Raw genomic sequence first — 25,741 nt, forward strand, 5'->3', positions numbered from 1 at the left:
CCATGCCTGAACTGTTTGACACCCTGATCCGCGGCGCGACCCTGCTCGACGGTTCCGGCGCCGAAGCGCGCCTGGCCGACGTGGCGCTGCGCGCCGGGCGCATCGCCCGCATCGCCATGCTCGAGGACGGTGCCGACGGCATCGATCCCGGCAGCGCCGCGCATGTGGTGCAAGGCCAAGGGCTGGTGCTGGCCCCTGGCTTTATCGACGTGCACACGCACGACGACACCAATGTGGTACGCCAGCCGGAGATGACGCCCAAGCTGTCGCAAGGCGTCACCACCGTGATCGTCGGCAATTGCGGCATCAGCGCCGCGCCCGTCGCGCTGCGCGGCGAGCCGCCCGATCCGATGAACCTGCTGGGCACCGCCGACGCCTTCCGCTATCCCGATTTCGGCGCCTACGCGCAAGCCGTGCAGGCGGCGCAGCCGGCCGTCAACGTGGCGGCCCTGGTCGGCCATACCGCGCTGCGCAGCAACCATATGGACCGGCTGGACCGCACCGCCACCGAGGCCGAGATCACCGCCATGCGCGCGCAGCTTGAAGAAGCGCTCGACCATGGCGCGCTTGGCCTGTCCACCGGGCTGGCCTACGCCAATGCATTCTCCGCCACCACCGGCGAAGTGCTGGCGCTTGCCGAACCGCTGGCCCGCGCCGGCGCGCTCTATGCCACCCACCTGCGCAGCGAGTTCGCCGAGATCCTGGAAGCAATGGACGAAGCCTTCCGCATCGGCCGGCACGCGCGCGTGCCCGTGGTGATCTCGCACCTGAAATGCGCCGGCGTCGACAACTGGGGCCGCAGCGCCGAGGTGCTGGACACGCTGGAGCGGGCCCAGCGCTGGCAGCCGGTGGGATGCGATTGCTATCCCTACACCGCCAGTTCCTCCACGCTCGACCTCAAGCAGGTCACCAGCGATTTCGACATCATGGTGACCTGGTCCGAACCGCACCCGGACATGGGCGGCCGGCTGCTGGCCGACATCGCCGCCGAGTGGGAGCTCAGCCTGGAAGACGCCGCGCGCCGCCTGCAGCCGGCCGGCGCGGTCTATCACTGCATGGAAGACGCGGACGTGGACCGCATCCTGAGCCACCCCGCCACCGTGGTGGGTTCCGATGGCTTGCCCAACGATCCCCTGCCCCACCCGCGCCTGTGGGGCGCTTTTCCGCGTGTGCTTGGCCATTACGCGCGCGATCGCGAACTGTTCCCGCTGACGGTAGCGATCCATAAGATGACGGGGCTGTCGGCCGAACGCTTCGGCCTGACTGAACGCGGCTTCGTGCGCGAAGGCTACTGGGCGGACCTCGTCCTGTTCGACGCCGCCACGATTCGCGATGCGGCCAGCTTCACCGACCCCATGCAACCGGCCGAGGGCATCGCCGCGGTGTGGGTCAACGGCGAGTTGTCGTGGCAACAGCGCCGGCCCACCGGCACGCGCGCGGGCCGCTTCCTTGCACGCGGCAAGCCCGCAGGGGCGAACGCCGCAACGCCACAGTAACGAGGCCGCGCGGCCGGCAACCCGCGTGGCGAATCCCGGCCGCGCGCCCCATGCCGCGCGGCCAGCAATCAACCCAATCTGCAATTTGCTTCAGGAGTTCCCCATGGATATCAAGCGATTTGGCGTCGAAGGCGGCGCCGGCACCGGCGGCCAGCACATGCCCTTTGCCCGTGCCGTGCAAGCCGACGGCTGGCTCTACGTGTCCGGCCAGGTGCCGATGGTGGCCGGCGAGGTGATCGACGGCGGCATCGTGCCCCAGACCCACCAGGCCATCAAGAACGTACTGGCCATCCTGGCCGAAGCCGGCTACGGCACCGAGCACATCGTGCGTTGCGGCGTCTGGCTGGACGACGCGCGCGACTTCGCCTCCTTCAACAAGATCTTCAAGGAATACTTCGGCGCCAACCCGCCGGCGCGCGCCTGCGTGCAGTCGAGCATGGTGGTCGACTGCAAGGTGGAAGTGGACTGCATCGCCTACAAGAAGCCGGCGGCCTGAACGCAGGCCAGCCTGCCACGAACAACCTGAACCGGCCGCCGCCAGCGCGGCCCTTTTCATAGCGGACGCGGGGGAGCCCCGCCGGGCCACCGGCGGACCCCGCACAAAGGAGACAATATGGGCGCCGTAACCGGAACCACACTCTTGCTTTACGCGCTGATCGCCGTGATCGCACTGGTCGTGCTGATCGCGAAGTTCAAGCTCAACCCCTTCATCACACTGGTTGTCGTATCGGTGCTGCTCGGCTTTGCCGTGGGCATGCCGATGGGCGACATCGTCAAATCGTTCGAGGCCGGCGTGGGCGGCACCCTGGGCCACATCGCGCTGGTCGTGGGCCTGGGCACCATGCTCGGCAAGATGATGGCCGAATCCGGCGGCGCCGAACGCATCGCGCGCACGCTGATCGATGCCTTCGGTGAGAAGAACGTGCACTGGGCCATGGTCACCATCGCCTTTATCGTCGGCTTGCCGGTGTTCTTCGAAGTGGGCTTCGTGCTGCTGGTGCCGATCGCCTTCAACGTGGCCAAGCGCACCGGGACCTCCATGGTGCTGGTGGGCATCCCGATGGTGGCAGGCCTGTCGGTGGTGCACGGGCTGATCCCGCCCCACCCCGCCGCGCTGCTGGCGGTGACCGCCTACAAGGCGGACATCGGCAAGACCATCATGTACGCGCTGATCGTCGGCATCCCCACCGCCGCCATCGCCGGCCCGCTGTTCGCCAAGCTGATGGACCGCTACGTCAAGCTGCCGGATATCAATCCGCTGGCCGAACAGTTCACCGAGGAAGACGAGAGCGTCAAGGCATCGCACCAGCTGCCCGGCTTCGGCATCACGCTGTTTACCATCCTGCTGCCCGTGTTCCTGATGCTGATCGGCAGCTGGGCGGATGTCATCAGCACGCCCAAGACCTTTTTCAATGATTTCCTCAAGCTGATCGGCAATTCGGTGATCGCGCTGCTGATTGCCGCGCTGGTGAGCTTCTATACCTTCGGCAAGGCCCGCGGCTTCAACCGGGAAAACATCCTGAAGTTCACCAACGAGTGCGTGGCGCCCACCGCCATCATCACGCTGGTGGTCGGCGCCGGCGGCGGCTTTGGCCGCGTGCTGCGCGATTCGGGCATCTCCAACGCCATCGTCGACGTGGCCACTGGCGCGCACGTGTCGGTGCTGCTGCTCGGCTGGCTGGTCGCGGTGCTGATCCGCATCGCCACCGGATCCGCCACGGTAGCCATGACCACCGCAGCCGGCATCGTCGCGCCGATCGCCGCCAGCGTGCCGGGCACCCGGCCCGAACTGCTGGTGCTGACCACGGGCGCCGGATCGCTGATCCTGTCACACGTGAACGACGGCGGCTTCTGGCTGGTCAAGGAATACTTCAACATGACCGTGGCCCAGACCTTCAAGACCTGGTCGGTCTGCGAAACCCTGATCTCGGTGATCGCGCTGCTGCTGACCCTGGCGCTGGCCACGGTGGTCTGACCATCCGCAGGGCGGCAGCCACAGAAAAAGGGGGGGGGCACNAAAGGGGAGGCGCACACAGTGCCCCTCCCCTTTTTTCATGCCCCGTGCCGCGGTGCCAGTGGTGCCGGCCCGGGGATTCCGTGCCGCGATGTGCTATGGTGTGCACCGCAGCAAATCGCTGGGTACCGAGGCCTGCCTTGCTCGTGACAGTCATAAATCTTTCATATTTGGAAGCAGGCCCCGCTTCTGCCCCAGCGATAGAATCGAGCCCCAACCGGAGGAAAAGAACTATGCCCAAAAAACTCAGGAAGACCGAGGAAGCCGTGCCGGCCACCACTACGGCGCCAGGCCTGATCGCCCTGCTCGACCATATCGCCAACGCCACCGCCCAGGGCCAGCTCGACCCCGAGTTCGCCCGCAAGCTGGGCAAGCGCGCCCGCAAGGAGGCCGACGCCCTGATTGAAGACCAGGCCTTCTCCGCCGCCCACGGCGCGCAGATCAAGGCAGCGCTGGCGACGCTGGAAGCCGCGGTATCCGATAGCGAAGGCGGCCTGCTGGGCAAAGCCGTCAAGCGGCTGCGCGACGCCGACAAGCGCGCGGCAGAAGCGCCCGCCAAGTAAAGCGTCTTTCCTGCCGCGCCAATGGCGTGCACATGGCGCGCCGCCGCGCGTGGTTGCCAGGCGCGTAACCGGATCGCGCATTGCCTGGCACGGGTGCACGTGCATGCGCGCCTTAGCTCCAATCCGATGCGGAGCGTGCCGCCGGCTCATCGCAGTGTCGATGCCGGACAGCAAAGCGCCGGGTCTCGCGCGCGCCGTAATCCAGGATGGCGAAATCGTCCTCCTCAAGGGCTACGGGGTGCGCGACACCAAGACGCACGCGCCCCGAAACCATTGCCTTGCGCCTGGCGCCACTGGACTTGCCACGCTGGACAGGTCAGAACAGGCCTACGTCAATCTCCGCGATCCTCCGATAGCCGGCAGCGGACCCGCCCATTAAATTGCGCCTGTTCCGCGACGGTTCGCGGCGCTTTGCAACGAGCTGCCTCATGTCGTACGCGCTCTAGCTCTAGCTCTATCCGCGTCGGATCGTTCGCATTTTGATAGCCTTATTCTCCACATCCGCGGACCGGAGCGCCTGCAAGCCATGATCCGCGCGGCCATCGACGGCCATGTCAGCCTGAATCGCACCGATGGCGCGCGTTTGGCATGCGCCGCGCGGAGTGCTATGCTCGCCGCGCGCCTGCTGCCGTCGGCAGCAGGCGGCAATTCAACGAACACAAGATTCAAGACCCATGGCTACCAAAGCAAATGCTGTCGTAAAGAGCACCGCCAAGCCTGCCGCCAAGAAGGCAGCGCCGGCAAAGAAAGCAGCGCCGGCAAAGAAGGCAGCACCGGCAACGAAGGCCGCGCCGGCCAAGAAGGTCGCAGCAGCCGCACCGGCGGTGAAGCCCCTGAAGGACACCTTCAACAAATCCAGCCTGGTCGCCCACCTGGTCGCCCAGACCGAACTGGATGCCAAGACGGTCAAGACCGTGCTGGCCCATCTCGAAAACACGGTGCTCAGCGCTGTCCACAAGAAGGGCGCCGGCGAGTTCACCCTGCCGGGCCTGCTCAAGGTCGTCGCCACCCAGGTTCCCGCCACCAAGAAGCGCTTCGGCAAGAACCCCTTCACCGGCGAAGACCAGTGGTTTGCCGCCAAGCCGGCAACCGTCAAGGTCAAGGTACGCCCGATGAAGAAGCTGAAAGACGCCGCACTGTAAGCCGTGCCGGCCTGTTGAACGAGGGGAGCCCGCGCGGCTCCCTTTTGTTTCCGCCAACCACTATCCGCAAGCGGGCACGGGTTATGAAGGACTGATTTCCAGACGCTAAGCCAGTTCGTACTCGCGCATCATTTCGATCGTGATGGCTTTCAGCGCGCCGATGCATTCCTGCCTGACATCAGGGAATGCATCGATGATCCAGTTGCATCCGCCATTCGTAGCTGGATCCACCTTGCGCGGGGCCGGAACGTCGCAGTCGCGACAGCTATCGCCGAGATCCGCGCTCTCTTGTATCCTGCGCCGAATCTCAGCCTGGATTTGATCCGCGCTACCGGTATTTTTTATCATGCCTGTCTCCAACAAGATTTTCCAGGACTACCGGGACTCGGCTAAAAATCATTGGCAAGCGGATTTCGCCGCCACATGCCGATCCTAATGCCTTGTCACGCACCATTGCCGCCTGAACGCACATTCACTCTAGTGCGCGGGCAAGGCGCTGCGTTGATCCATGTCAGATCGGACACGATCGCGGCGACATGCGGATTCCCGAGACTGAAGCCAGCCTTCGCAAGGCAATGGTAGAGCCGCAGAGCTGCGCTCACGAAGGCGTTGCGCTTACGGGCTGTCGGCCGGACACGATCCCTCACCGATAGACAAGAACCGGGATCGTGCTATGTGTCAGGACCTTCTGGGTTTCGCTGCCGATCAGCAGCCCCTGAACGCCAGATCGGCCGTGCGAGGCCATGACGACAAGGTCGCAGCCGCGCTCCTCCACCGCCCGGATGATCGCCTCATAAGGATGGTCGCCGGTTACACACACCGTTTCGCATTCCACCCCGGCTTCCTTCGCGGCTTGCGCGATCACTCCCAGGTATTGCTCTGCATGGTGTTCAGCCATTTGGGCAAAGCGCTCCTGCGTATCCTCTAGCATGTCGATTCGATGGGTGAAGACGCGGAACTCGGGAATGACGTGAAATCCTGTGACCTTCGCGCGGAAGTCCCTGGCGACCGTCACCGCCATTCTGACCGCGGCTTCGGAGAGTTGGGATCCGTCGGTGGGTACCAGAAGATGCTTGAACATAGCTGCCTCCTCGCGGCCAGGACGAGCGGCGCTGACTCCGCGGGCCAATTTTGTCACTGTCGTTTAACCAGCGGGACATCGTATCGCGTAGCGCGGACCTGCCTATGCCTGCGAGTGCGGCAGGACCCCGTAAACATGCCCGCACTCATTACAGTGAACGACGACAAAGATGGGAACATTGCTGTGCGAGAGCTGATGACGGTGGGCAATCTTATCCATTCCTTGCGCGCCGCATGACGGGCACTTAGGCATAACCTGGGGTGTTACTGGCGCGGTCATGAGTCCCTCCGATTAGTCAGGTGAGCGTCTACCTCATCCAGCATACTCGCGGCCGCCCATCTTTTGGGCACAAAAGGTGGATGGCATCGCGCAATGAAGACGAGCCCGCGAGGCGATACCCCCGGAAGACCTCCCTGATTCGCCAGGGGTGCGTTGCCGGTCGCCGTGCCTTGCCAAGAACAGGCGGATGTATTTTGAACCGCACCTCCAACACACCCTGATGGCTAGTGCAGCAACCCGGGGCGAAGTTGTGCGGCACGGAATCAGTCCAGCAACTGGTCGGCAGGCGTGTACTCGTAGCCCAGCGCCGTGGCCACCGCCTTGTACGTCACACGGCCCTCGCACACGTTCAAGCCTGCCTTCAGGTGCCTGTCCTGCGCGAGCGCGTGCTTCCATCCCTTGTCCGCCAGTGCGATAGCGTGGCCGATGGTTGCATTGTTCAGCGCGAACGTTGAAGTCCTGGCCACGGCCCCGGGCATATTGGCCACGCAATAATGCACCACGCCGTCGACCAGGTAGGTTGGCTCTGTATGCGTGGTCGCGTGCGACGTCTCGAAGCACCCGCCCTGGTCGATCGCTACATCCACGACCACCGAGCCGGTCTTCATGCGCGCGACCATGCCGCGCGTGACGAGCCTGGGAGCGGATGCGCCCGGCACCAGCACGCTTCCGATCACCGCGTCGGCGTTCAATACCGACGCCTCGATGCTATGTTCGCTGGAGTAAAGCGTCGTGATGCGATTGCCGAAGATCAGGTCGAGCTGCCGCAAACGCTCCACATTCTTGTCGAGCACCGTAACTCTGGCACCCATGCCGATGGCTACCTGCAAGGCGTGCGTCCCTACCACCCCGGCGCCAATCACGACGACATGGGCCGGCGCCACACCCGGCACGCCCGCCAGTAGCAAGCCCATGCCTCCCTTCGATATTTCAAGATTGGACGCGGCCACCTGGACCGACATGCGGCCGGCAACCTCGCTCATGGGCGCCAGCAATGGCAGGCCACCGCCGGGCCCCGTGATCGTCTCGTAGGCGATGCAGACGGCGCCAGACTGCAGGAGATCCGCCGTTTGCCCGGGATCGGGGGCCAGATGCAGATACGCATACAGAATCTGTCCCGGCCGCAGCATGGCGCGCTCGGCCGCTTGCGGCTCCTTGACCTTGACGATCATGTCGGCGCGGCTGAAGACTTCGCGTGCGTCGCCGCATATCGCCGCCCCGGCCGCCGTGTAGGCTTCGTCCGGAAGGCCGATCGCTGCGCCAGCGCCCGCCTGGATCAGCACCTCGTGGCCCCGGCTGGTCAATTCCCGCGTGCTGGCCGGTGTCAGTCCAACCCGATACTCCTGGTCCTTGATTTCCTTTGGCACGCCAATCAGCATTCTCTACCCCTGTCGAGGTGTCATTGAGATCAGATCCGGCCGAACGCCGGCGAGGTACCGGCCCCGCCTCATGCTCAAGGATTGCTGTCTATCCACTGCCTCGCCCATCCGTAAGCCGCCGCCTTCGCATCCGCGGCAGTGGCGGAGTTCCGGCCAATCGATCTGGCATCGTGCACGACAGCCGCGTCTTCCCAGATTTCGCACGATGCGGTGTACGAGCCATCCTCGATCATCTCGCAGAAGACATGGATGACGAACCCCTTGTACTCCATGGTGTCGCTATCCATTGGCTGCCTCCGCTCCTGTCGATCCATCCCTGCGTGTGAAGACGCTAGTCGTTGTCCTCTTCCGACAAGCGGTCAATGACTTTCCGGGCCGTTTGAAAAGCGCACTCCACCGCAGCATCTTCCGACCGGGCAAGCACATCGGCATGCCGCCTGGCTTCGACTCCGTGGATGACGTAAGACCAGTCCCAACTATCGAGGGCGGCCTTGACGATGTGGATCGAGACGGTTCGGCCTTTGTATTTCAATTCCATGTTAGCGCCCCACAATATCGAGCATCCTGCCGAGGCATTGGCCCGAATTGCCCCGATTGCCAGGGTGGCTGCGGAGTCTCCCCATTGCCCTCACCCCGGGTAAGTCAGCGAGTGCTTCGTCGCCTGCGTTTCGATCTCTTTCTTGCAGGCATCAATCCACTCAGTAAACTGCGGATGGACGTAGAAATCCAGAACGTCCCCCACATGGATGGAGAGCGGGTTTCTGCCCAGCAGCATCGATAGTGAAATACGCGGAATCTGAAACGGTGCCAAATCGATCGCATCCACCAAAACACCATTGGGACTGTGGCTGACTGTCAGCATATCCGTCTCCTGGTCGTGGGCTTGCACTACCAGTCCTTCCATGCTCCCGAGTAGCGGCTTGTCTTGTATCTCTGGCGAAACCGGGTAGATGCTGACCGTGCCAGCACTGATCCTGTGTTCATGATGCCACCGGCCCAACGCCCAGGTTTCCGTCGGGTTCTCCCCCCAGATTTCCAGGGTGCCTCCATCAATCTGCGCCTTCATGGCTCCTTCTCCAGGTCAACGTGCTGTGTGCCTCTTTCAGTTTCGGGCACGCACTGGCAACCGCGGCCCGGACGCGGCCCCCTTATCTGTCCACAGGGAAACGCAACCCTGGAGCGCGAGAACCACTTGCGCGCATCCGCGCCTCCTCGGCAACGGCCCGGCAATTTTCATTATTGGCGGCGCCCGAAGGCCAGACTTGATGCATGTCAATATCCCGCCAGGCCGGGTAGATCCGCGGTGGAAATTTGTCCCGGTCCTGGCGGTACAGTGGATGCGCGCGCCCGGCGCATTCATCCCCCCTCCCCGGCCAGGCAGGCGACCACCTCGGTGTCGTCGACCTGCGGGAATTCCCGATAGTGCGCGCCGACCGCGCGGAAATTGGCGGGCGCGGCCAGGCAGACCACTTCATCCGCATAGCCCTCCACCAGGGCAAGGGAGTCCGGAGCCGCAACGGGCACGGCGCATATCAGCCGTGCAGGCTGCTGCTGCCGCACCGCATGCAGCGCGGCAATCATGGTGGCACCGGTGGCCAGGCCGTCATCCAGCACAATGACCGTGCGGCCGCCGAGCGCAGGCGCGGTGCGCCCGGGCGTGTAAAGCGCACGCCGCCGGCGCAGCAGTTCCATCTGCTCGCTGCGTGCCTGCGCGATATAAGCCGGACCGGCGCCAGTCTGTTCGGCAAACGGCGTGACATAGACCCAGCCGCTCTCGTCCACGGCACCCACTGCCAGCTCACGCTGGAACGGCGCGCCCAGCTTCCTGACCAGCACCACATCGAGGTCGCCGCCGAGCTGGTCGGCCACGATCCTGCCCATCGGTACCGCCCCGCGCGGAATGGCCAGCACCACGGGATGTGTGCCCCGGTACTTCGAAAGCGCTTCCGCCAGCCGCGTCGCGGCTTCGGTCCTGTCCTGGAACATCATGATGTCTCCTGTTCACCGGTTGCCGGCTCCGCACCCCGCCGCCCTGCCAAATGTGTGGCGAACCACCCGGCAGCCAGCCGTGCCACCACTTCCAGTGCGCCCGGCTCCTCGAACAAATGGGTTGCGCCGGCAACGATCTCGAAGTGCTTCTCGCAGGACATCCATGCGTAGGCGCGCTCATTCAGGTGCAGCACCTCGGTATCCGCGCCGCCGACGATCAGCAAGGTCGGTGCGGACAACGCCGCGAGGGCGTCATGGCCAGCAAGATCCGGGCGGCCGCCGCGCGAAACCACGGCATCGATCCGATAGCGGCCACCAGTCATCGCGGCGGCCCGGATCGCAGCCGCCGCACCGGTACTCGCACCGAAGTACCCCAGGCGCAGATGGCCGAGTTGCGCCATGCCGCTAACTGCGCAGGTGATGCCCTCCAGGCGCGTGGCCAGCAGGCCAATATCGAAACGCTGTGCCAGCCCGACGTCTTCCTCGGGAAGCAAAAGGTCGGTCAGCAGGGTGGCAATGCCGGCGTGGTTGAGATGGCCAGCGACATAGCGGTTGCGGGGACTGAGCCGCGAACTGCCGCTGCCATGCGCGAACAGCACCAGGCCGGCAGCACGCGGCGGACAGACCAGGTCGCCTGGCAGCACCACACCGCTCAGATCGATGCCGATCTCTTCCCGCAAGATTGTGCTCATCATGCCCTCCAATCAATAACCGGTGCCCGGATGCCTGTTGCGGGCCGTTAAGCGAGATGCCCCGCCTCGCCATCCGCCGCGGCAAAACCAACGCTTTGCGCCAGCACCACGCGCTGGTCCGCATCAAGACGCATCGCGCCCGCCATGGCGCGCCTGTCCAGCAGGCCGCGCGCCACCGTCGCCAGACCGGCGGAAGCACAGAACAGATACACGTTCTGGCTGATGTATCCGGTGTCCAGCCCCATGTAGAACTGACGCACCGGTTTTGCCTGCTCATCCATCCTGGACAGGCGAGCAACGAACACCAGGTCCAGTGGCGCCTGCACCACGTAGTCCTGCAGCCCGGTGGCGGCGCGCACGTCCTCCCCGCTAACCAGCCGCAGGCGCCAGGCAGCAGGTTCCAGCACATAGAGGCCATCGGCGAGCGCCAGGTACAGGTCGATTTCCTGCCAGTTGCGCGCCGATGGTGAGGTGCGCCGGCCCGTTTTCGGTTCGCTGATGCCGAACGCTGCCCACAGCAGGCTGGAGAGCAGCTCCGGCGCCAGCGGATCGCCGCTGAAGGCCCGGGTGGAGCGCCGCAGGCGCAGCGCCTGCATCAGCGGCATGCCGCCTTCCATCTGCGGAGCGGGCAATTCGACATACTCAGGAACGGCGTCGGGTGTCACGATGGGATGGGTCATGCTGGTCTCCAGGCATCATCGGGCGGCGCAGGATGACTGCGCTCGAGCCCGATGCCAATGAACGCGCAGCGTCTCTTCTGCGGTGGGATAGTCGTGCGCTCCATCAGGTGGCGCTCTCTCATCAGGGATTCAAGACGCCGCACCAAACGTGTGCTCATGCCTGCGCTGGCACGGCATGCAGCGCTTGGCCGTCGGGTACGCTTGCAGGCGCAAATACGGAATGGACTCCCCGCAATCCAGGCAGACGCCGTAGGCCTGCTGCGCTATCCGTGCACGCGCGGCCGCGATATCGGCCAGTTCCACGCGGTAGTGGTCCACCACCGCGTCGTCCATGCGCTCTTCGGCGCCTGCTCCGCCAGGTCCGCCATGTCGCCCGCTTCGGGCCGTGTGGAAACGGCACGGGCAACATTCGCCGCATCCATCTGCCCGCGGATCCGTTCCTCCCGGCTATCCAGCAACACGGCCAGGGTGTTGAGTTGCTCCAGGGTCAATACCGACATCGTGGTCTCCCGAGCGCGCGGATGCGCGCCTGTTTAATTCTGCGATGGCGTCAGGCATTTGATTTGCGCTGGATCAAGCGTTGTGGGGTCGCCTGGCAATTACGCCCGCTAACGCTGGGCTTCCCGGCCGCACGGCGTGCGGACACTACGCTGCATCGCGGGGCCCAACGCAGCCAAGGCATTCTGACTGGCGGCACAGCGTTTCACACGTAGCTGGCGCCTCCCCAAGCGCACCGGTAACACCGGTACTCAAGTCTGTGTCCCGCCTGCCGTTATTCACCATTGCCTACAGGTGCGTTCGTCATAGCACGGTGCGGCAGACAAAAGAGCGAATGGGCACCCTCGGGGCCAGCATTTCGCCACCATTGTTATTTCCATTCAGGTAGAAGAAATGAAAAATCTTGGAATTGGGGTACGTCTCGGTATTGGCTTCGGCGTGGTGCTGCTACTGTCAACGTTCATGACGGTGTTCAGCGTCATGGGCTTGCACGAAGTCGCTCAGCGCACGCACGACATGATGCAGCAGCCGCTGGCCAAGGAGCGCGTCGTCAGCGACTGGTATCGCTTGATGCACACGAGCGTGCGGCGCACTACCGCGGTGGCGCGGAGCTCGGACCCGGGCCTCGGCGCGTTCTTTGCCGCGGAGACGAAGGGCTCCGTCGAAGCCATCGCTGCATTGCGGGACAAGATCGAGCCGATGCTCTCCTCGGAAGCGGAAAAGGCGGCATTCCAGACGATCCAGGCCGTGCGCAAGCCCTATAACGACTCCCGCGACAAGATCACCAAGCTCAAGGAAGAAGGCAGCACGGATGAAGCCAACCGGGTGCTGGAAGCCGAGTTCGTGCCTGCCGGCAACGCCTATCTCGCCGAAATCCAGAAGCTGCTCGATATCCAGCGCACCAGCATCGATACGACCGCGCAGCACATCAACGGGATTTATGAAACCACGCGGAACCGCCTGATCGTGCTTGGCCTGCTGGTGCTGGCGATCGGCGTGGCATTTTCGCTGTGGCTGACCATCGGCATCACGCAGCCGCTCCATCGCGCCGTTGGCTTTGCCCGGAAAGTGGCGGCCGGCGACCTGACCAGCCGCATCGACGTGGATAGCAAGGACGAGACCGGCCAGTTGCTGCAAGCGCTGAACGAGATGAACGGCAATATCCTGCGCATCGTCACCCAGGTACGCACGGGCACGGAGTCCATTGCTTCCGGCACGAGCCAGATTGCCGCTGGCAACACCGACCTGTCCCAGCGGACCGAGGAACAGGCGTCGTCCTTGCAACAGACCGCTTCCAGCATGGAGGAACTGACCAGCATCGTCCGGCAGAATGCCGACAACGCAAAGCAAGCCAGCTCGCTGGCGGTCAATGCTTCCGAAATCGCGGTCAGGGGAGGCGAAGTGGTCGGCCAGGTGGTCGACACCATGGATGAGATCAACGGCGCGTCCAGAAAGGTGGTCGATATCATCGCCGTGATCGAAGGCATCGCCTTCCAGACCAACATCCTCGCGCTGAATGCCGCGGTGGAAGCCGCCCGTGCCGGCGAACAAGGCCGTGGCTTCGCCGTGGTGGCCGGTGAGGTGCGCAGTCTTGCCCAGCGTAGCGCGACAGCCGCCAAGGAGATCAAGACATTGATCGGAGATTCCGCCGAGCGCGTGGAAAAGGGCTCGCAGCTGGTGGGGCAAGCCGGCCACACCATGGAAGAGATCGTGGGCGCGGTCAAGCGCGTAACCGACATCATGGGCGAGATCAGCGCGGCCTCGGCCGAGCAGAGCGCCGGCATCGAGCAGGTCAACCAGGCGGTCACCCAGATGGACACGGTGACGCAGCAAAACGCCGCGCTGGTGGAACAAGCCGCAGCCGCAGCGGGATCGCTGGAAGAGCAGGCCCAGCGCCTGCAGCAGGCGGTCTCCTCGTTCCGCCTTGTTGCTGCCTGACGCGGACAACCGGCGTTAGCCGGCGCCTCCGCGCGAGGTTCCGCTGGCCAACGCCGGATCGATACGGCCGCCATGAATGCGCGGCCCTCCCCGATTGCACCAAATCCCCCATCCCCCTAAACTCCACAGCCAGTGCCCGCGCCGGCACGCGCCCGGCCTGGCGCCGGGATCAGGGCGCACCCAACCAGGAGACCATCGATGACCTTTGCCCCATTGCTGCGCGCCCTTGCGGCGTGCAGCGTGCTTGCCGTGGCGCCAACGCTCGCCCGCGCCGCCGACCCCGTCAAGATCGGGCTGATCGCGCCCTTTTCGGGCAGCTTCGCCGACTACGGCAAGCAGATGGAGGGTGGCATCAAGGCGTTCCAGAAGCTCAACGGTGACACCGTGGCGGGCCGCAAGGTGCAGATCATCAGCAAGGACACCACCGGCCCCGCGCCCGATGTGGCCAAGCGCCTGGCGCAAGAACTGGTGGTGCGCGACAAGGTCGATGTGCTGGCCGGCTTCGGTCTCACGCCGGAGGCGCTGGCGGTGGCGCCGGTCGCCGAGCAGGCGAAGAAGGCAATGGTGATCTTCAACGCTGCGTCGTCTTCAGTCACCACCAAGTCGGGCTATATCGCGCGGGTTTCGATGACCTTGCCGCAGATCTCGGCGCCGATGGCCACCTGGGCCATCAAGAACAAGGTGCGCAAGGTGGTGACGCTGGTTGCGGACTACGCGCCGGGCATCGATGCGGAAACCGCGTTCAAGACCAATTTCATCGGCGGCGGCGGCCAGGTGATCGAATCCATCCGGGTGCCGCTGCGCAACCCGGAGTTCGCCCCGTTCATCCAGCGCATCAAGGATGCCAGACCCGAGGCGGTGTTCCTCTTCCTGCCCGCGGGCGAGCAGGGCGTGGCGTTCATGAAGGGCTTTCGCGAGCGCGGCCTGGCCGAGGCGGGCATCCGCGTGATCGCCACCGGCGACCTTACCGACGACCACGTGCTGCCGGCCATGGGCGACGCCACGCTGGGCGTGATCACGTCCTTCCACTATTCGATGGCCCACGATTCGCCGGAAAACAAGGCCTTCCTGAAGGCGTTCGCCGAAGCCAACCCTGGCGCCGGCCGGCCTAACTTCATGGCGGCAGCCGCCTACGACGGCATCCGCGCGATCTACGAAGCGCTGAAGAAGACCGGCGGCGCGACTGACGGGGACAAGCTGCTGGCAGCGCTCAAAGGCATGAAGATCGCCAGCCCGCGGGGCCCGATCCTGATCGACCCGGACACCCGCGACGTGGTGCAGACGGTCTATATCCGGCGCGTGGAGAAGGTCGGCGGCGAACTCTACAACGTGGAGTTCGACAAGTTCGACAACGTCAAGGATCCGGGGAAGTAGGCCGCGCGCCGGGATGCTGCGGGTCAAGGGACATGGTGGCCCGCGCTCCCTGGCGCGCCTGGCGCGGAGGCTGCGGCTTCACGATGCGGGCAGGCACTTTTTCAGCTGCGCGCTGCGTCTGCGCAAGATCCGCCGTGGCGCCGCCAGGCGCCGGTCCGTCCGGCAGCCCGATGCCCTGCAGGTCGTAGCACATCCACATCGCGCGCTGCGGCACTTCATTGAAATTGCCATCGCTGGCGGCCAGGATACGCGCCCAGACCTGGGGCGTGGAACTGCGCCAGACGCCGCACAGCAGGCGGCGGAAGCGCGGGTCGCGCCCGGCCTGCCGCTCGATGCGCCCGATAAACGCCGGGCCGTGGTATTCGATCAGGTCTTCGAGTTCGCCGGCGGCGAGCGCGCCCAGCACGCGGGGACTCTCCGTATGGGCAAGGACCTCCAGCACCAGCCGCCACAGCCCTTCGGGATCGTTGACGCACAGCCAGTCGCAGGCCTGCCAGACCCAGAATGAGCGCACCTCGTGCCGACCGATGGCCGGGTCGTACCGGCTGTAACGCTTGATATAGGCGTTGACCAGCCGCTTCTGCTCATGGGTTTCCATAGCCCCCCGTTACTACCCGTCTGCAAAAATGGGCATAGCCCGATTTCCGGCCACGGCTTTGCCGCCCGTGCCGGCGTGGTTCGTCAACGGCCGCCCACCACCGCCAGACCCCGGTTGACCATGCCGTGGCCTGGCTCAGGCGACCGTCAGCAACCTGTCCAGCGTGACCTTGTCCGCCAGCAACTCCGTGCTGGTCGAAGCATGTACCACCTTGCCCCGGTCGAGCACCATCGCGCGCCGGGTCATGCCAAGCGCCAGGCGCGCGTGCTGCTCCACCACAATCACAGCCATGCCGCCTTCGTCTATCAAGCGGCGGATCACGTTCTGCAATTCCTGAACAATAATAGGTGCCAAACCTTCCATCGGTTCGTCCAGCAATAGCAGTATCGGGTTTACCATTAGCGCCCTGCCAATCGCCAGCATCTGCTGCTCGCCACCCGACAACTGGTTGCCCAGATTGCCCTGGCGCTCCTGCAATCGCGGGAAGATCTCATAGACCCGCGCCACGTTCCAGAAGCCCGGCCGCGCCACCGCCGTCAGGTGCTCTTCCACCGTCAGCGACGGGAACATGCAGCGCTCCTGCGGCACCCACCCCAGCCCGGCGGCGGCACGCTGGTGGGCGGCCAGCCGCGACAGGTCGCGCCCCTGCCAGCGCAGGCTGCCGCGCCGCAGCCGCGTCAGGCCCATCAGGGTCATCAGCAGCGTGCTCTTGCCCACGCCGTTGCGGCCCAGCAGGGCCAGGCTCTCACCGGCGCGGAGCGTCAGGTCGATCCCGTCGATCACCACGGCCTCGCCGTAGCCCGCGCACACCCCTTCTGCCCGCAGCAATTCAGTCATGCGCGGCCTCCCCGAGGTACACCTCCCTGACGCGGGGATCGGCGCCGATCTCCGCCGGCGTGCCTTCGGTGAGCACACGGCCGCCGACCAGCACGGTGATGCGCTCGGCAAAGCGGAATACCAGGTCCATGTCGTGCTCGATAAACAGGATGGTGATGTCGCGCGGCAAGCCGGCAATGACGCCGAACAGCTCGGCGCTCTCGCCGGCCGGGATGCCGGCCGCGGGCTCGTCCAGCAGCAGGATGGCGGGCCGGGTGGCCAGCGCCAGTGCGATTTCGAGCAGGCGTTGCTTGCCGTAAGGCAGGCTGCGCGTCTCGGTATCGGCATCGCGGTCGAGGCGCAGGCTGGCCAGCACCGCCATGGCCTCGTCGGCCAGCGGTCTCTGCGATGCCACGGTGCGATGCCAGATACGTGTAGCGCCGCTGCGTTCGGCCACCGCAAGCACCACGGACTCCAGCACGGTCAGCCCGGGGAACAAGGTGTTGATCTGAAAGGTGCGCGTCATGCCACGCCGCACCCGCGCGTGCTGCGGCAGATGCGTGATGTCCTCGTCGCCGAGCCAGATGGTGCCGCTGCTGGGCGGCAAGGCGCCGGTCAGCAGGTTGATGAAGGTGGTCTTGCCGGCGCCGTTCGGCCCGATCAGGGCATGGCGCGCGCCCGGCGGGAAACGCAGCGAGATCTCGCTGTTGGCGGCAAACCCGCCCCAGGACCTGGAAAGCCCTTCCGTGCGCAAGATGGCCGTCATGGCTGGCCTCCGTCCGGCTTGCGGCGCATGCCGCGCAAGGCGTCAACGGCGCCCATCACCCCGCCGCGCGCGAACAGCACGATCACCACCAGCAACAGGCCGATCCAGAACTGCCAGTAGACCGGATTGAGGCCCGCCAGCACATCCTGCGCGATCATGAAGACGGCCGCGCCAACCAGGGCGCCGTACAGCCTGCCCGCGCCGCCCAGCACCAGCATCACCAGCAACTCCGCCGAGCGCGGAAAGCCCAGCACGTCCATGCCGACGAACTGCGTGGTCTGCGCCAGCAGCCCGCCGGCCACGCCGGCCAGCGCCGCCGCCACGGCAAATACCGCGCCGAGCCGGCGCGGCACGTTGACGCCCAGCGCGGGCATGCGGCGCGCCCCTTCGCGCATGCCCCGCAGCGACAGTCCAAAGGGGGAGTCCACCAGCCTGCGCACCAGCGCAAACAAGACGAAGACAACCACCAGGCTGTACAGGTAGGCGGTCTTGCCGAACAGATCGAACTCGAACAACCCGAGCAGCGGCGACATGGTGACGCCCGACAGTCCGTCCACGCCGCCGGTGAGGAAGGCCGCTTTGTTGGCCGCCTCGAACAGCATCAGCCCGATGCCCAGCGTCACCATGAGCCGGGTCAGGTCGCCGCCGCGCACCACCAGGAAACTCGCCAGCCAGCCCGCCACGCCGGCCACCGCGCCCGCCGCAAGCAGACCCGACAACGGCTCGCCCCAGCCATGTGCGGCAAGCAGGCCGGCGGTGTAGGCGCCAAGCCCGAAGAACGCCGCATGCCCGAGCGAGACGATGCCCGCGTACCCCAGCAACAAATCCAGCGACAGCGCAAACAGGCCGGTAATCAGCACCTGGCTGCCGAGTATCAGGTAGCCGGGCAACAGGAACCAGGCCGCCACCGGCAGCAGCCAGAATACGATCTCGCCGGCTCGCCAGCGCCCGTCCGGCAGGCGCTCGCGCAGTACTCCGCCACCCGCGCTGGCCACATCGGATACCTTGTCCAGCGCGCTCATGCCCGCCTCCCGTAGAGACCAGCCGGGAACAGCACCAGCAACACCACCATCAGCGCATAGATGACGAAGGCGCCCACCGCCGGCACGTAGTACTTGCCGGCCACATCGGCCACGCCCAGCAGCAGCGCCGCCACCAGCGGACCGCGGATGGTGCCCGCGCCGCCCACCGCAACCACCAGCAGGAAATACACCATGTACTTGAGCGGGAAGGAGGGATCGAGGCCCAGCACATCGATGCCAAGCCCGCCACCCAGGCCCGCCAGTCCCGAACCGAGCGCGAAGGTCAGGCTGAAGACACGCTCCACATTGATACCGAGGCCGCGCGCCGCCTGCTGGTTGTCCACCGCCGCGCGCACCTGCGCGCCAAAGCGCGTGCGGGCTACCAGCCAGCCCAGCGCGGCGGTGATCGCCACCACCACGCCGATCAGGAACAGCCGATAGGCGCCAAGATCCAGCCCGCCAAGCCGCACCTGCCCGCGCAGGAAAGCGGGCAGTTCCACCGGCTGCTGGCCGGGCCCGAACACGTAGGTGGCGGCGGCGATCGCCATGAAGGTCAGCCCGATGGAAAACAGGACCTGGTCGAGATGGCTGGCGCGGTAGAGGCGCCGGTACAAGGTGCGCTCCAGCCCCCAGCCCACCACCGCGGCACCCGCGAAGGCCAGCGGCAGGGCCGCCAGGAAGGGCACGCCGGCACGGCTCATCAGCACCACCGCCACGTAGCCGCCGAACATGGCGAATGCGCCGTGGGCCAGGTTGACGAAATTCATCAGGCCCATGGTGACAGAGAGCCCGACACTGATCAGGAACAGCAGGCAGCCATAGGCCAGCCCGTCGAACAGCACGCCAAGGAAGCTGGCGATCATCGCCGGCCCTCCCCGCGTTGCGATGAGGCCCGTCCACTGCGCTCAGTCATGAAGTCTCCTGAATTTCCAAAGGGATGGATGGGGTTCATTCGCCCTCGAAGGCAGCGAAGGGCAGCCCGACGTAGTTTTCCGCGAGAGACGCGGCCGCGGCCGGTGAAGCGGCAACGTATTCCAGCTCGGCGCGCTGCAGCCGCGCCATAAAGGGGGTCTGGTCAGGGAAACGATGCAGCAGCGAAGTCATCCACCAGGAGAAATGCTCGGCGCGCCAGACCCGCCGCAGGCAGGTGGCGGAGTACGCCGCCAGCAGGTCTTCGCGGCGATCGCCATAGTGTGCCGCCAGCGCGCGTGCCAGCGTGCGCACGTCGGCCACCGCCAGGTTCATGCCCTTGGCGCCGGTCGGCGGGACGATATGCGCCGCGTCGCCGGCCAGGAACAGCCGGCCATATTGCATGGGCTCCACCACATGGCTGCGCATCGGCGTGATGCCCTTTTGCAGCACCGGGCCTTCGTTGAGCCGCCAGCCGTCGCCGGTCTCCAGGCGGGCGTGCAGTTCCTGCCAGATCCGCGTATCTGGCCACAAGGTGAGATCCTCGTCTGGACGGCACTGCAGGTAGAGCCGCGTGATCTGCGGTGAGCGCATCGAGAACAGGGCAAAGCCGCGCGCATGGCTGGCATAGATCAGCTCCCGCGCGGCGGGCGCGGCCTCGGCCAGGATGCCAAGCCAGGCAAAGGGATAGGTCCGCTCGAACACCTGCAGCGCGGATGCCGGAATCGCTCCGCGCGAGACGCCGCGAAAGCCATCGCATCCGGCGACGAAATCGCAATGCAGCGTGTGGCGCCGCCCCCCGTGTGCAAACGTGACGCCGGGCGCCTTGCCATCGATGCCATGCAGCGCCACGCCGCTGGCCTCGAACAACAGTGGCGCGCCATCCGCCAGGCGCGCGGCGATCAGGTCCCTGACCACCTCGTGCTGGCCGTACACGGTGATGGCACGGCCCCCGGTCGGCCCCGACAGGTCGATGTGGTGGCGGTGTCCGCCGAACAACAGGTCGATGCCGTGGTGACGCAGGCCCTGGCGCTGCAGGCGCTCGCCCGCGCCGGAGGCCACAAGGAGGTCCACGGTGCCTTGCTCCAGCACACCGGCGCGGATGCGCGCCTCGACGTGCTGGCGGCTGCGATCCTCGATGACCACGGCATCGATGCCGGCGCGGCGCAGCAGATGCCCCAGCAGCAGGCCCGCCGGCCCGGCACCGATGATCGCTACCTGGGTGCGCATCGTGGTCTCCCGTCTCCCGTTCAGCCTCTTGCCACGGCCCTGGCTGCGGCGCCCGGTCTTGGATGAGGGGCATTTTCAGGCGCTCGCCCCCAATTTGCAATCGGGGGTTCCGGCCATACCGCGCGGGCCACCGGCGGGAGCGGGCAGGACGATCAGGCTGGCAGGATCGCCACGTACGCCAGACCGGCGGCCAGGACTGCGCATAGGGGCGAATAGACCCGCGTGTCCAGCCGCGCAAACGGAGAGCCGGTGATGCGCTTGAAGAAACCAACCAGGCGGAAATCGCCCACCGCCCTCGCCAGCATGGCCACCGCCACCAGGCCGATGGCCCATTGCAGGAGCGGCCCCGTGGATGGCGCGGCGAACAGCCCGGCGCGCGCGGCCACCATCGATGCCACCACCGCCAGCCCGACAGCCACCATCAGCGTGCCGGTGCGCGAAGGCGTGAAAGCGGGAACCATCGCAGCCATCGCAGCAGCCCCTTCGCCTGGGGATACCTTGCGCGGAATGCGGGGCACCGCAGCATCCTTGGCCAGGGAGCCGCCCAACGCCCAGTAGACATGCACGCCGGCAAGCAACAGGTAGATGCAGACCAGCAGAAGAGCGACCAAAGCGACCATAGCAGCAGGATTCCTATCTGTGAGAAGATGCCCCGGACCGGGGCATCCAGCTTAATCCAACTGGGGTGCGCGATGCGAAGCCGTGACCATATGCCGCAGTACCGGGAATCCCGGCCGCCAGAATCCGTGCCCACCAGCAAGGAGACCGTCATGCCATCTGATCGACGCCGCTTCCTGTGCCGCAGCATGCTGCTTGCCGCCGGCCTGGCCTCGCCCGTCGCCACGCTTGCTGCCCTGCCCTCCCCGGCCCCCCTGCGCCGTGCGCTGCCCGGCGGCCGCGAAACGCTGCCGGTGATCGGCATGGGCACCGCCGATACCTTCAACGTGGGTACTGAGCCCGGCGAGCGCGCGCCGCTGGCCGAGGTAATGGCCCTGCTGCTGCAAACGCCCGGCCCGGTGATCGACACGGCGCCCAGCTACGGCAGCGCCGAGGCCGTTACCGGCGACCTGCTGCTGGATGCCAGCGCTCGCGCCAGGGTCTTCCTGGCCACCAAGATCTCGGCGTCGGCCGCCAACGCGCCGGCGCAATGGGCGCAATCCCTGCGCGACCTCCGGAGCGAAAACGTCGATCTGCTGCAGGTGCACAACCTGATCGACTGGCGCGACAACCTGCGCTTTATCCGCCAGTTGAAGGAACGCGGCAAGACGCGCTATACCGGCATCACCCACTACCGCGAGGACGCGCACGAGGCGCTGGCCCAGATCGTGCGCAGCGAACGCGTGGATTTTGTCCAGCTCAATTACTCGGTCGCCGAGCGCAATGCCGAACGCACGCTGCTGCCGCTGTGCCAGGAGCGCGGCGTGGCGGTGCTGGTCAATCGCCCGTTCCAGGACGGCCGGCTGTTCCGCGCGGTCAAGGACCGCCCGCTGCCACCCTGGGCTGGCGAGATCGACTGCGACTCCTGGGGCCAGCTCTTCCTGAAGTTCATTGTCAGCCATCCCGCCGTGACGGCGGCGATCCCCGCCACGTCGAAGCCCAGGAACATGCGCGACAACCTCGGCGCGGGCCTGGGCCGCATGCCCGATGCCCGCCAGCGCGAGCGCATCGCCGCGCTGCTGGCCTGATCCTGTCATGGCCAGCACCACGCAAGCGGCCCGCCACGGCCTCGGCATCCAGCCCGGCGAAGGCAGCGCGGTGGCGGCCGGCTTCGTGTTCTTCTTCTGCCTGTTCGCCAGCTACTTCATGCTGCGCCCGGTGCGCGAGACCATGGGCATCGCCGGCGGCGTGCAGAACCTGCAATGGCTGTTCACCGCCACCTTCGTGGTCATGCTGGTGGCGATTCCCTGCTATGGCCTGTGCAGCGCGCGCCTGCCGCGCCGGCGCTTTGTGCCGTGGGTCTATGCGTTCTTTATCGCCAACCTGCTGGGCTTTGCCTTGGCCACGCGCGCCGCGCCAGACAGTATCTGGCTGGCGCGGGTGTTCTACGTCTGGCTGTCGGTATTCAACCTGTTCGTGGTGTCGGTGGCGTGGAGCCTGATGGCCGATGTATTCCGTCCCGGCCAGGCGCGGCGCCTGTTCGGCCTGCTGGCCGCCGGCGCCAGCGCGGGCGGACTCGCCGGGCCGTTGCTCGGCGGCTGGCTGGTGCCGCGCATCGGCCTGACCGGGCTGATGCTGCTGTCCGCCGCGCTGCTGGCGGCCACGCTGCCCGGCGTGGGCTACCTGTTCGGCTGGCGCCGGCGCGCCGGTGCCGGGGTGCCGGCGGCGGACGATCCGGTCCCGGCTCAGGACCCGGCCCGGCCCATAGGCGGCGGGCTTTGGGCCGGCCTGACGCTGGTGGCGCGTTCGCACTACCTGCTGGGCATCAGCCTGTTCGTGATCCTGCTGGCCACCGCCAGCACCTTTCTCTACTTCGAGCAGGCCAGGCTGGTGGCACAGACCTTTCCCAGCCGCACGCAGCAGACGCAGGTCTTCAGCGCCATCGACGCCATCGTGCAGGCGCTGACCATTGTGGTGCAGGTGTTCTTCTCGGGCCGCATCGCCAGGCGCTATGGCGTGACTTCCCTGCTCAGCGCGGTGCCGCTGGCGGTGGCGGCGGGCTTCCTGGTGCTGGCGCTATGGCCAGCCTTCGGCGTGCTGGCCGGCGTGATGATCCTGCGCCGGGTGGGCGAATATGCATTGCTGCGGCCGGGCCGGGAGATGCTGTTCACGGTGGTGGATGCCGAAACCAAATACAAGGCCAAGAACGTGATAGACACCGCCGTTTATCGCGCCGGCGATGCGGTCAGCGCCTGGATCAAGACCGCCATTGACGGGCTATCCGGCCACCCGGCCGTGGTGGCGCTCACCGGGGCTGCGCTGGCACTGGGATGGGCCTGGCTGGGATGGTGGCTTGGCCGCCAGCATGAAGGCCAGCACGGGGCCGCATCGCCGGCGTCTACCGCCCGCCTGGCGGCGGTGCCTCGCGACCGGGGCGGTGCATGAGTACGCTCGCCAGCTACGCCGGGAGGCAAATGCCATGCACGGTTCAGGTGCTTTCCTGCACTTCAGCCCCCGCATTTGCCGAGAGTTGTGACGATTGTGACAGATTATTTTTGGAGAACTCCTCATGAAGCCCGGAATTTCGATGCGCAAGGCAGCCGCCCTGCTTGCCGCCCTGACCGTCAGTGGCATGGCCTGCGCCGCGCTGCCGCCCCCCGGGCCGCAAACGCCGCAAGGCGAGCGCGCCACGCAAAAGCCCCTGCCGCCACAGCCGCCGCGGCATAAGAAACACAAGAAGCCCAAGCAAAAGACGCCTGACAAGCAGGCCCCGGCGCCGCAGGCTGCCCCGTCACCCGACGCTTCGCCGCCGCCGCTGCCGAGTCCGGCACCCTGATCGCCAGGGCTCCGGCGTTACATCTGCTAACCGTGCGGACAGATTCCGGCGACGCCTGACCCCTAAGATGCCTGCAAGGCCAGCCGCTGTCACTGTCGCTGGCCCTTACATGCAGCCACAAGGAGTCAGTCATGCGCAAACCCAATCGTGCCGCCCGCATCGTCGGCGCAGGCCTGCTCACCGCCGCGCTGCTGGCCGCAGGTCCCGCCTCCGCACGCGGACGCGGCCACGGCGACGGCGACTCAGCCGGCGCGGTCGCGCTGGCCATCGGCGCCCTCGTCGGGCTGGCCGTGGTCGGTACCGCCGTGGCCAGCCAGCCGGTCGTCGTGGCCGCCCCGCCCGCGCCAACTTATGGGCCGGCCTATGGGCCAGCTTACGGGCCGCCGCCGGGATATTGCTATCGCGATTACGATCGCGCTTATGTGCCATGCGCGCCGCAGCCGGCGCCCTATTACTATCAGGAAGCACCGCTGCCGCGATACCCAGGATACTGAGCGCGACGGCCCGTCAGATCCGGCGATGCCATCGGCAGCGCCCGCCTCGCTGGCCATGGCACCGCCGGCATCCTCGCGCGCCCGCGGGCGCAAAAGCTGAGCGAGGCGCTCGCCGGTACGCAACCGCGTTTCGAGGCGGCGGTGCCGGATGCAGTGGCGCCGTTGTTGCGGGGACCGGCGCAGGCTGGCCCGTCTCCGGGTGGCATGGCGGTCCTGCCGGACGCCCTGCTCACGGGCGGCCCGCCAGCTCCAGGGCAAACACCACGCGCTGCAGCCACTTGCCGCTCTGCCCATCCATCTGGCCAAAACGGCAGCCGAAATGGTTGTGCGCCTCGTTGCCGTGCCATGCCTTTCGATGCCGCACCACCTGCAGCGCAAGCTTCATCGCACCCAGGTCGCCAAGCTCCAGGCAGCATTGCGGGATGCTGGTCCCGACCGGCAACTGACCCGGTCCGATGCGCATGGAGCGCAAGCCCACCCCGGATACCGACAGGTCCGCGACTTCCATTTCAACAAGCTGGCCGTCGCTTAGCAGGATCTGGCAGCGAAAGTCCCTGTCCTGCTGCAGGCGGACGCGGAAATGCCTGCGGCGCGGAACCATATAGATCCCGGCCGGCAAGGAAGCGAGAAACGCCGGTCCGCCGTCGAAGCGGGTGACTGCCGGCGTGGCGAACCGGAAGTGGAACGTGATATCACCCAGCGATGCCGAGGCGGCCAGTTCGCTGGCGTTCAGGATCGCTTCCAGTTCCAGGCCGTTGCGGCACCAGGCAAGCACGCAGGTGCCCCTGGACGGGTCGACGGACAGAAAGCACGAAGCAACCCGCCACTCCTGCGCAGGTTGAAGATGGAGCCGGGTACGCACGCGGGCCAGATCCTGCAGGATCTGAAGTATCCGGACCGGATCGCTGAGCCGTTCGATATCGCTGCCAGCCGCCCACGGGAGCGGCAAAGGCGCGCCTAAGGCGTTCGAGGCCATGACGGTGTTGCAGACTGGTCCGGGAACACTGCGGCGCTAGCGCTACGATTCATCGGGACTAACCCATTCAAGGTATTTGATCGGAAGTTTCTCGCGACTTTCCAGTTTCGAGGGCATATTCGTTGCCTCGCATGTTCCGTTGCATGCCGACCGCTCTAACGGCATTGCCAGACAGGTTCTTGAGAAGTCCAGCGCTCTCTTCCCCATCTTTTCCGTCGCGGCGCCATTCCGCCCTTCCCCGGCGGGCTAAAGATTTGATCGCTCCCGCCGTTAGGAGTCGTTTCGCGGTCACATTCCTTTCCGCTTTCGCTTGCCAGCCTGGGCCTGACTCCGCGCCGGGCCGAGCTAGAGTTGAAAGTGGTGTACGGGCGG

The 25,741-nt window shown here is 66.2% G+C and carries 30 protein-coding genes; 11 read left to right on the forward strand and 19 right to left on the reverse strand.

All coding sequences use genetic code 11. From position 1 onward, the window contains the following. The first annotated feature begins 2 nt into the window (after positions 1 to 2). The 5 genes from CF70_RS05360 to CF70_RS05385 all read left to right on the forward strand — a co-directional run bounded on the left by CF70_RS05360 (position 3) and on the right by CF70_RS05385 (position 5,215). The gene (locus CF70_RS05360) at positions 3 to 1,496 is read left to right on the forward strand and encodes an N-acyl-D-amino-acid deacylase family protein (RefSeq protein ID WP_035861412.1); all 1,494 of its coding nucleotides are present in this window, start codon (positions 3 to 5) and stop codon (positions 1,494 to 1,496) included. A gap of 103 nt (positions 1,497 to 1,599) precedes the next feature. Next, on the forward strand, positions 1,600 to 1,992 hold the full coding sequence (locus CF70_RS05365; protein WP_035861414.1) for a RidA family protein: 393 nt from the start codon (positions 1,600 to 1,602) through the stop codon (positions 1,990 to 1,992). 117 nt (positions 1,993 to 2,109) lie between these two features. After that, positions 2,110 to 3,471 (forward strand): GntP family permease, encoded by a 1,362-nt coding sequence (locus CF70_RS05370; protein ID WP_035861417.1) that lies wholly within the window; start codon positions 2,110 to 2,112, stop codon positions 3,469 to 3,471. Positions 3,472 to 3,743: 272 nt separating this feature from the next. Beyond that, a complete protein-coding gene (locus tag CF70_RS05375; protein WP_035861420.1) occupies positions 3,744 to 4,073 on the forward strand; it encodes a hypothetical protein in 330 nt (109 codons plus the stop codon). Positions 4,074 to 4,747: 674 nt separating this feature from the next. After that, positions 4,748 to 5,215 carry an HU family DNA-binding protein gene (locus tag CF70_RS05385; RefSeq protein ID WP_035861424.1) on the forward strand — a complete coding sequence of 156 codons (468 nt, stop codon included), beginning with the start codon at positions 4,748 to 4,750 and terminating at the stop codon, positions 5,213 to 5,215. Positions 5,216 to 5,320: 105 nt separating this feature from the next. Here CF70_RS05385 and CF70_RS05390 read toward each other — a convergent pair whose 3' ends face one another. The 11 genes from CF70_RS05390 to CF70_RS37375 form a co-directional block, all read right to left on the reverse strand. After that, positions 5,321 to 5,563 (reverse strand): hypothetical protein, encoded by a 243-nt coding sequence (locus CF70_RS05390; protein WP_035861430.1) that lies wholly within the window; start codon positions 5,561 to 5,563, stop codon positions 5,321 to 5,323. 295 nt (positions 5,564 to 5,858) lie between these two features. Next, the gene (locus tag CF70_RS05395; RefSeq protein WP_035861433.1) at positions 5,859 to 6,296 is read right to left on the reverse strand and encodes a universal stress protein; all 438 of its coding nucleotides are present in this window, start codon (positions 6,294 to 6,296) and stop codon (positions 5,859 to 5,861) included. Between the two features lie 542 nt (positions 6,297 to 6,838). Beyond that, the gene (ald, locus tag CF70_RS05400) at positions 6,839 to 7,954 is read right to left on the reverse strand and encodes an alanine dehydrogenase (protein WP_035861436.1); all 1,116 of its coding nucleotides are present in this window, start codon (positions 7,952 to 7,954) and stop codon (positions 6,839 to 6,841) included. Between the two features lie 74 nt (positions 7,955 to 8,028). Then, positions 8,029 to 8,241: a DUF6566 family protein gene (locus tag CF70_RS05405; protein WP_035861439.1), complete on the reverse strand. Its 213-nt coding sequence runs from the start codon at positions 8,239 to 8,241 to the stop codon at positions 8,029 to 8,031. Positions 8,242 to 8,285: 44 nt separating this feature from the next. Further along, a complete protein-coding gene (locus CF70_RS05410) occupies positions 8,286 to 8,492 on the reverse strand; it encodes a hypothetical protein (protein ID WP_035861442.1) in 207 nt (68 codons plus the stop codon). Between the two features lie 90 nt (positions 8,493 to 8,582). Next, positions 8,583 to 9,020 (reverse strand): hypothetical protein, encoded by a 438-nt coding sequence (locus CF70_RS05415; protein WP_035861443.1) that lies wholly within the window; start codon positions 9,018 to 9,020, stop codon positions 8,583 to 8,585. 290 nt (positions 9,021 to 9,310) lie between these two features. Next, on the reverse strand, positions 9,311 to 9,943 hold the full coding sequence (locus tag CF70_RS05420) for a phosphoribosyltransferase (protein WP_035861445.1): 633 nt from the start codon (positions 9,941 to 9,943) through the stop codon (positions 9,311 to 9,313). Then, the gene (locus CF70_RS05425) at positions 9,940 to 10,638 is read right to left on the reverse strand and encodes a dienelactone hydrolase family protein (RefSeq protein WP_414629425.1); all 699 of its coding nucleotides are present in this window, start codon (positions 10,636 to 10,638) and stop codon (positions 9,940 to 9,942) included. The genes CF70_RS05420 and CF70_RS05425 overlap by 4 nt, the downstream gene beginning before the upstream one ends. 44 nt (positions 10,639 to 10,682) lie before the next feature. Then, complete coding sequence (locus CF70_RS05430) at positions 10,683 to 11,315, reverse strand: SagB/ThcOx family dehydrogenase (RefSeq protein ID WP_035861447.1); 633 nt, start codon at positions 11,313 to 11,315, stop codon at positions 10,683 to 10,685. 129 nt (positions 11,316 to 11,444) lie between these two features. Then, complete coding sequence (locus CF70_RS37370; protein ID WP_051648054.1) at positions 11,445 to 11,648, reverse strand: TraR/DksA family transcriptional regulator; 204 nt, start codon at positions 11,646 to 11,648, stop codon at positions 11,445 to 11,447. After that, entirely contained in the window at positions 11,579 to 11,815 is a 237-nt protein-coding gene (locus CF70_RS37375) for a hypothetical protein (RefSeq protein ID WP_235184893.1), read from the reverse strand. Before CF70_RS37375 ends, CF70_RS37370 begins: the two co-directional genes overlap by 70 nt. A gap of 391 nt (positions 11,816 to 12,206) precedes the next feature. On the opposite strand from CF70_RS37375, the gene CF70_RS05440 reads away from it, so the two are divergent. Both CF70_RS05440 and CF70_RS05445 read left to right on the forward strand, forming a co-directional pair. Further along, positions 12,207 to 13,751 (forward strand): methyl-accepting chemotaxis protein, encoded by a 1,545-nt coding sequence (locus tag CF70_RS05440; protein ID WP_035861449.1) that lies wholly within the window; start codon positions 12,207 to 12,209, stop codon positions 13,749 to 13,751. 198 nt (positions 13,752 to 13,949) lie between these two features. Then, the gene (locus CF70_RS05445; RefSeq protein WP_035861452.1) at positions 13,950 to 15,125 is read left to right on the forward strand and encodes an ABC transporter substrate-binding protein; all 1,176 of its coding nucleotides are present in this window, start codon (positions 13,950 to 13,952) and stop codon (positions 15,123 to 15,125) included. Here CF70_RS05445 and CF70_RS33685 read toward each other — a convergent pair. The 7 genes from CF70_RS33685 to CF70_RS05480 all read right to left on the reverse strand — a co-directional run bounded on the left by CF70_RS33685 (position 15,106) and on the right by CF70_RS05480 (position 21,086). After that, positions 15,106 to 15,723 carry a DUF6869 domain-containing protein gene (locus CF70_RS33685; RefSeq protein ID WP_051648055.1) on the reverse strand — a complete coding sequence of 206 codons (618 nt, stop codon included), beginning with the start codon at positions 15,721 to 15,723 and terminating at the stop codon, positions 15,106 to 15,108. The genes CF70_RS05445 and CF70_RS33685 overlap by 20 nt on opposite strands. Before the next feature lie 135 nt (positions 15,724 to 15,858). Continuing rightward, positions 15,859 to 16,560: an ABC transporter ATP-binding protein gene (locus tag CF70_RS05455; RefSeq protein ID WP_035861455.1), complete on the reverse strand. Its 702-nt coding sequence runs from the start codon at positions 16,558 to 16,560 to the stop codon at positions 15,859 to 15,861. After that, positions 16,553 to 17,305: an ABC transporter ATP-binding protein gene (locus CF70_RS05460; protein WP_035861458.1), complete on the reverse strand. Its 753-nt coding sequence runs from the start codon at positions 17,303 to 17,305 to the stop codon at positions 16,553 to 16,555. Before CF70_RS05460 ends, CF70_RS05455 begins: the two co-directional genes overlap by 8 nt. Continuing rightward, positions 17,302 to 18,327: a branched-chain amino acid ABC transporter permease gene (locus CF70_RS05465; protein WP_035861460.1), complete on the reverse strand. Its 1,026-nt coding sequence runs from the start codon at positions 18,325 to 18,327 to the stop codon at positions 17,302 to 17,304. Before CF70_RS05465 ends, CF70_RS05460 begins: the two co-directional genes overlap by 4 nt. Next, positions 18,324 to 19,190 (reverse strand): branched-chain amino acid ABC transporter permease, encoded by an 867-nt coding sequence (locus tag CF70_RS05470; protein WP_035861463.1) that lies wholly within the window; start codon positions 19,188 to 19,190, stop codon positions 18,324 to 18,326. Before CF70_RS05470 ends, CF70_RS05465 begins: the two co-directional genes overlap by 4 nt. Before the next feature lie 85 nt (positions 19,191 to 19,275). Next, positions 19,276 to 20,466: a 4-hydroxybenzoate 3-monooxygenase gene (gene pobA, locus CF70_RS05475; RefSeq protein WP_035861465.1), complete on the reverse strand. Its 1,191-nt coding sequence runs from the start codon at positions 20,464 to 20,466 to the stop codon at positions 19,276 to 19,278. A 152-nt stretch (positions 20,467 to 20,618) separates the two neighbouring features. Continuing rightward, positions 20,619 to 21,086 (reverse strand): DUF3995 domain-containing protein, encoded by a 468-nt coding sequence (locus CF70_RS05480; protein ID WP_035861468.1) that lies wholly within the window; start codon positions 21,084 to 21,086, stop codon positions 20,619 to 20,621. Positions 21,087 to 21,236: 150 nt separating this feature from the next. On the opposite strand from CF70_RS05480, the gene CF70_RS05485 reads away from it, so the two are divergent. The 4 genes from CF70_RS05485 to CF70_RS05500 all read left to right on the forward strand — a co-directional run bounded on the left by CF70_RS05485 (position 21,237) and on the right by CF70_RS05500 (position 24,393). Next, positions 21,237 to 22,151, forward strand: coding sequence for an aldo/keto reductase (locus CF70_RS05485; protein ID WP_035861521.1), 915 nt, complete (start codon positions 21,237 to 21,239; stop codon positions 22,149 to 22,151). Positions 22,152 to 22,158: 7 nt separating this feature from the next. After that, on the forward strand, positions 22,159 to 23,508 hold the full coding sequence (locus tag CF70_RS05490) for an NTP/NDP exchange transporter (protein WP_035861524.1): 1,350 nt from the start codon (positions 22,159 to 22,161) through the stop codon (positions 23,506 to 23,508). A gap of 124 nt (positions 23,509 to 23,632) precedes the next feature. Continuing rightward, positions 23,633 to 23,899 (forward strand): hypothetical protein, encoded by a 267-nt coding sequence (locus CF70_RS05495; RefSeq protein ID WP_035861470.1) that lies wholly within the window; start codon positions 23,633 to 23,635, stop codon positions 23,897 to 23,899. Between the two features lie 131 nt (positions 23,900 to 24,030). Next, positions 24,031 to 24,393, forward strand: a complete 363-nt coding sequence (locus tag CF70_RS05500) for a hypothetical protein (RefSeq protein ID WP_035861472.1) — start codon at positions 24,031 to 24,033, stop codon at positions 24,391 to 24,393. A 229-nt stretch (positions 24,394 to 24,622) separates the two neighbouring features. Here the strand turns inward: CF70_RS05500 and CF70_RS05505 are convergent, their stop codons facing one another. Further along, positions 24,623 to 25,342 (reverse strand): flagellar brake protein, encoded by a 720-nt coding sequence (locus tag CF70_RS05505; RefSeq protein WP_160172228.1) that lies wholly within the window; start codon positions 25,340 to 25,342, stop codon positions 24,623 to 24,625. Between the last annotated feature and the right edge of the window lie 399 nt (positions 25,343 to 25,741).

It is taken from the genome of Cupriavidus sp. SK-3 (genome assembly GCF_000611145.1).
Classification (GTDB): domain Bacteria; phylum Pseudomonadota; class Gammaproteobacteria; order Burkholderiales; family Burkholderiaceae; genus Cupriavidus.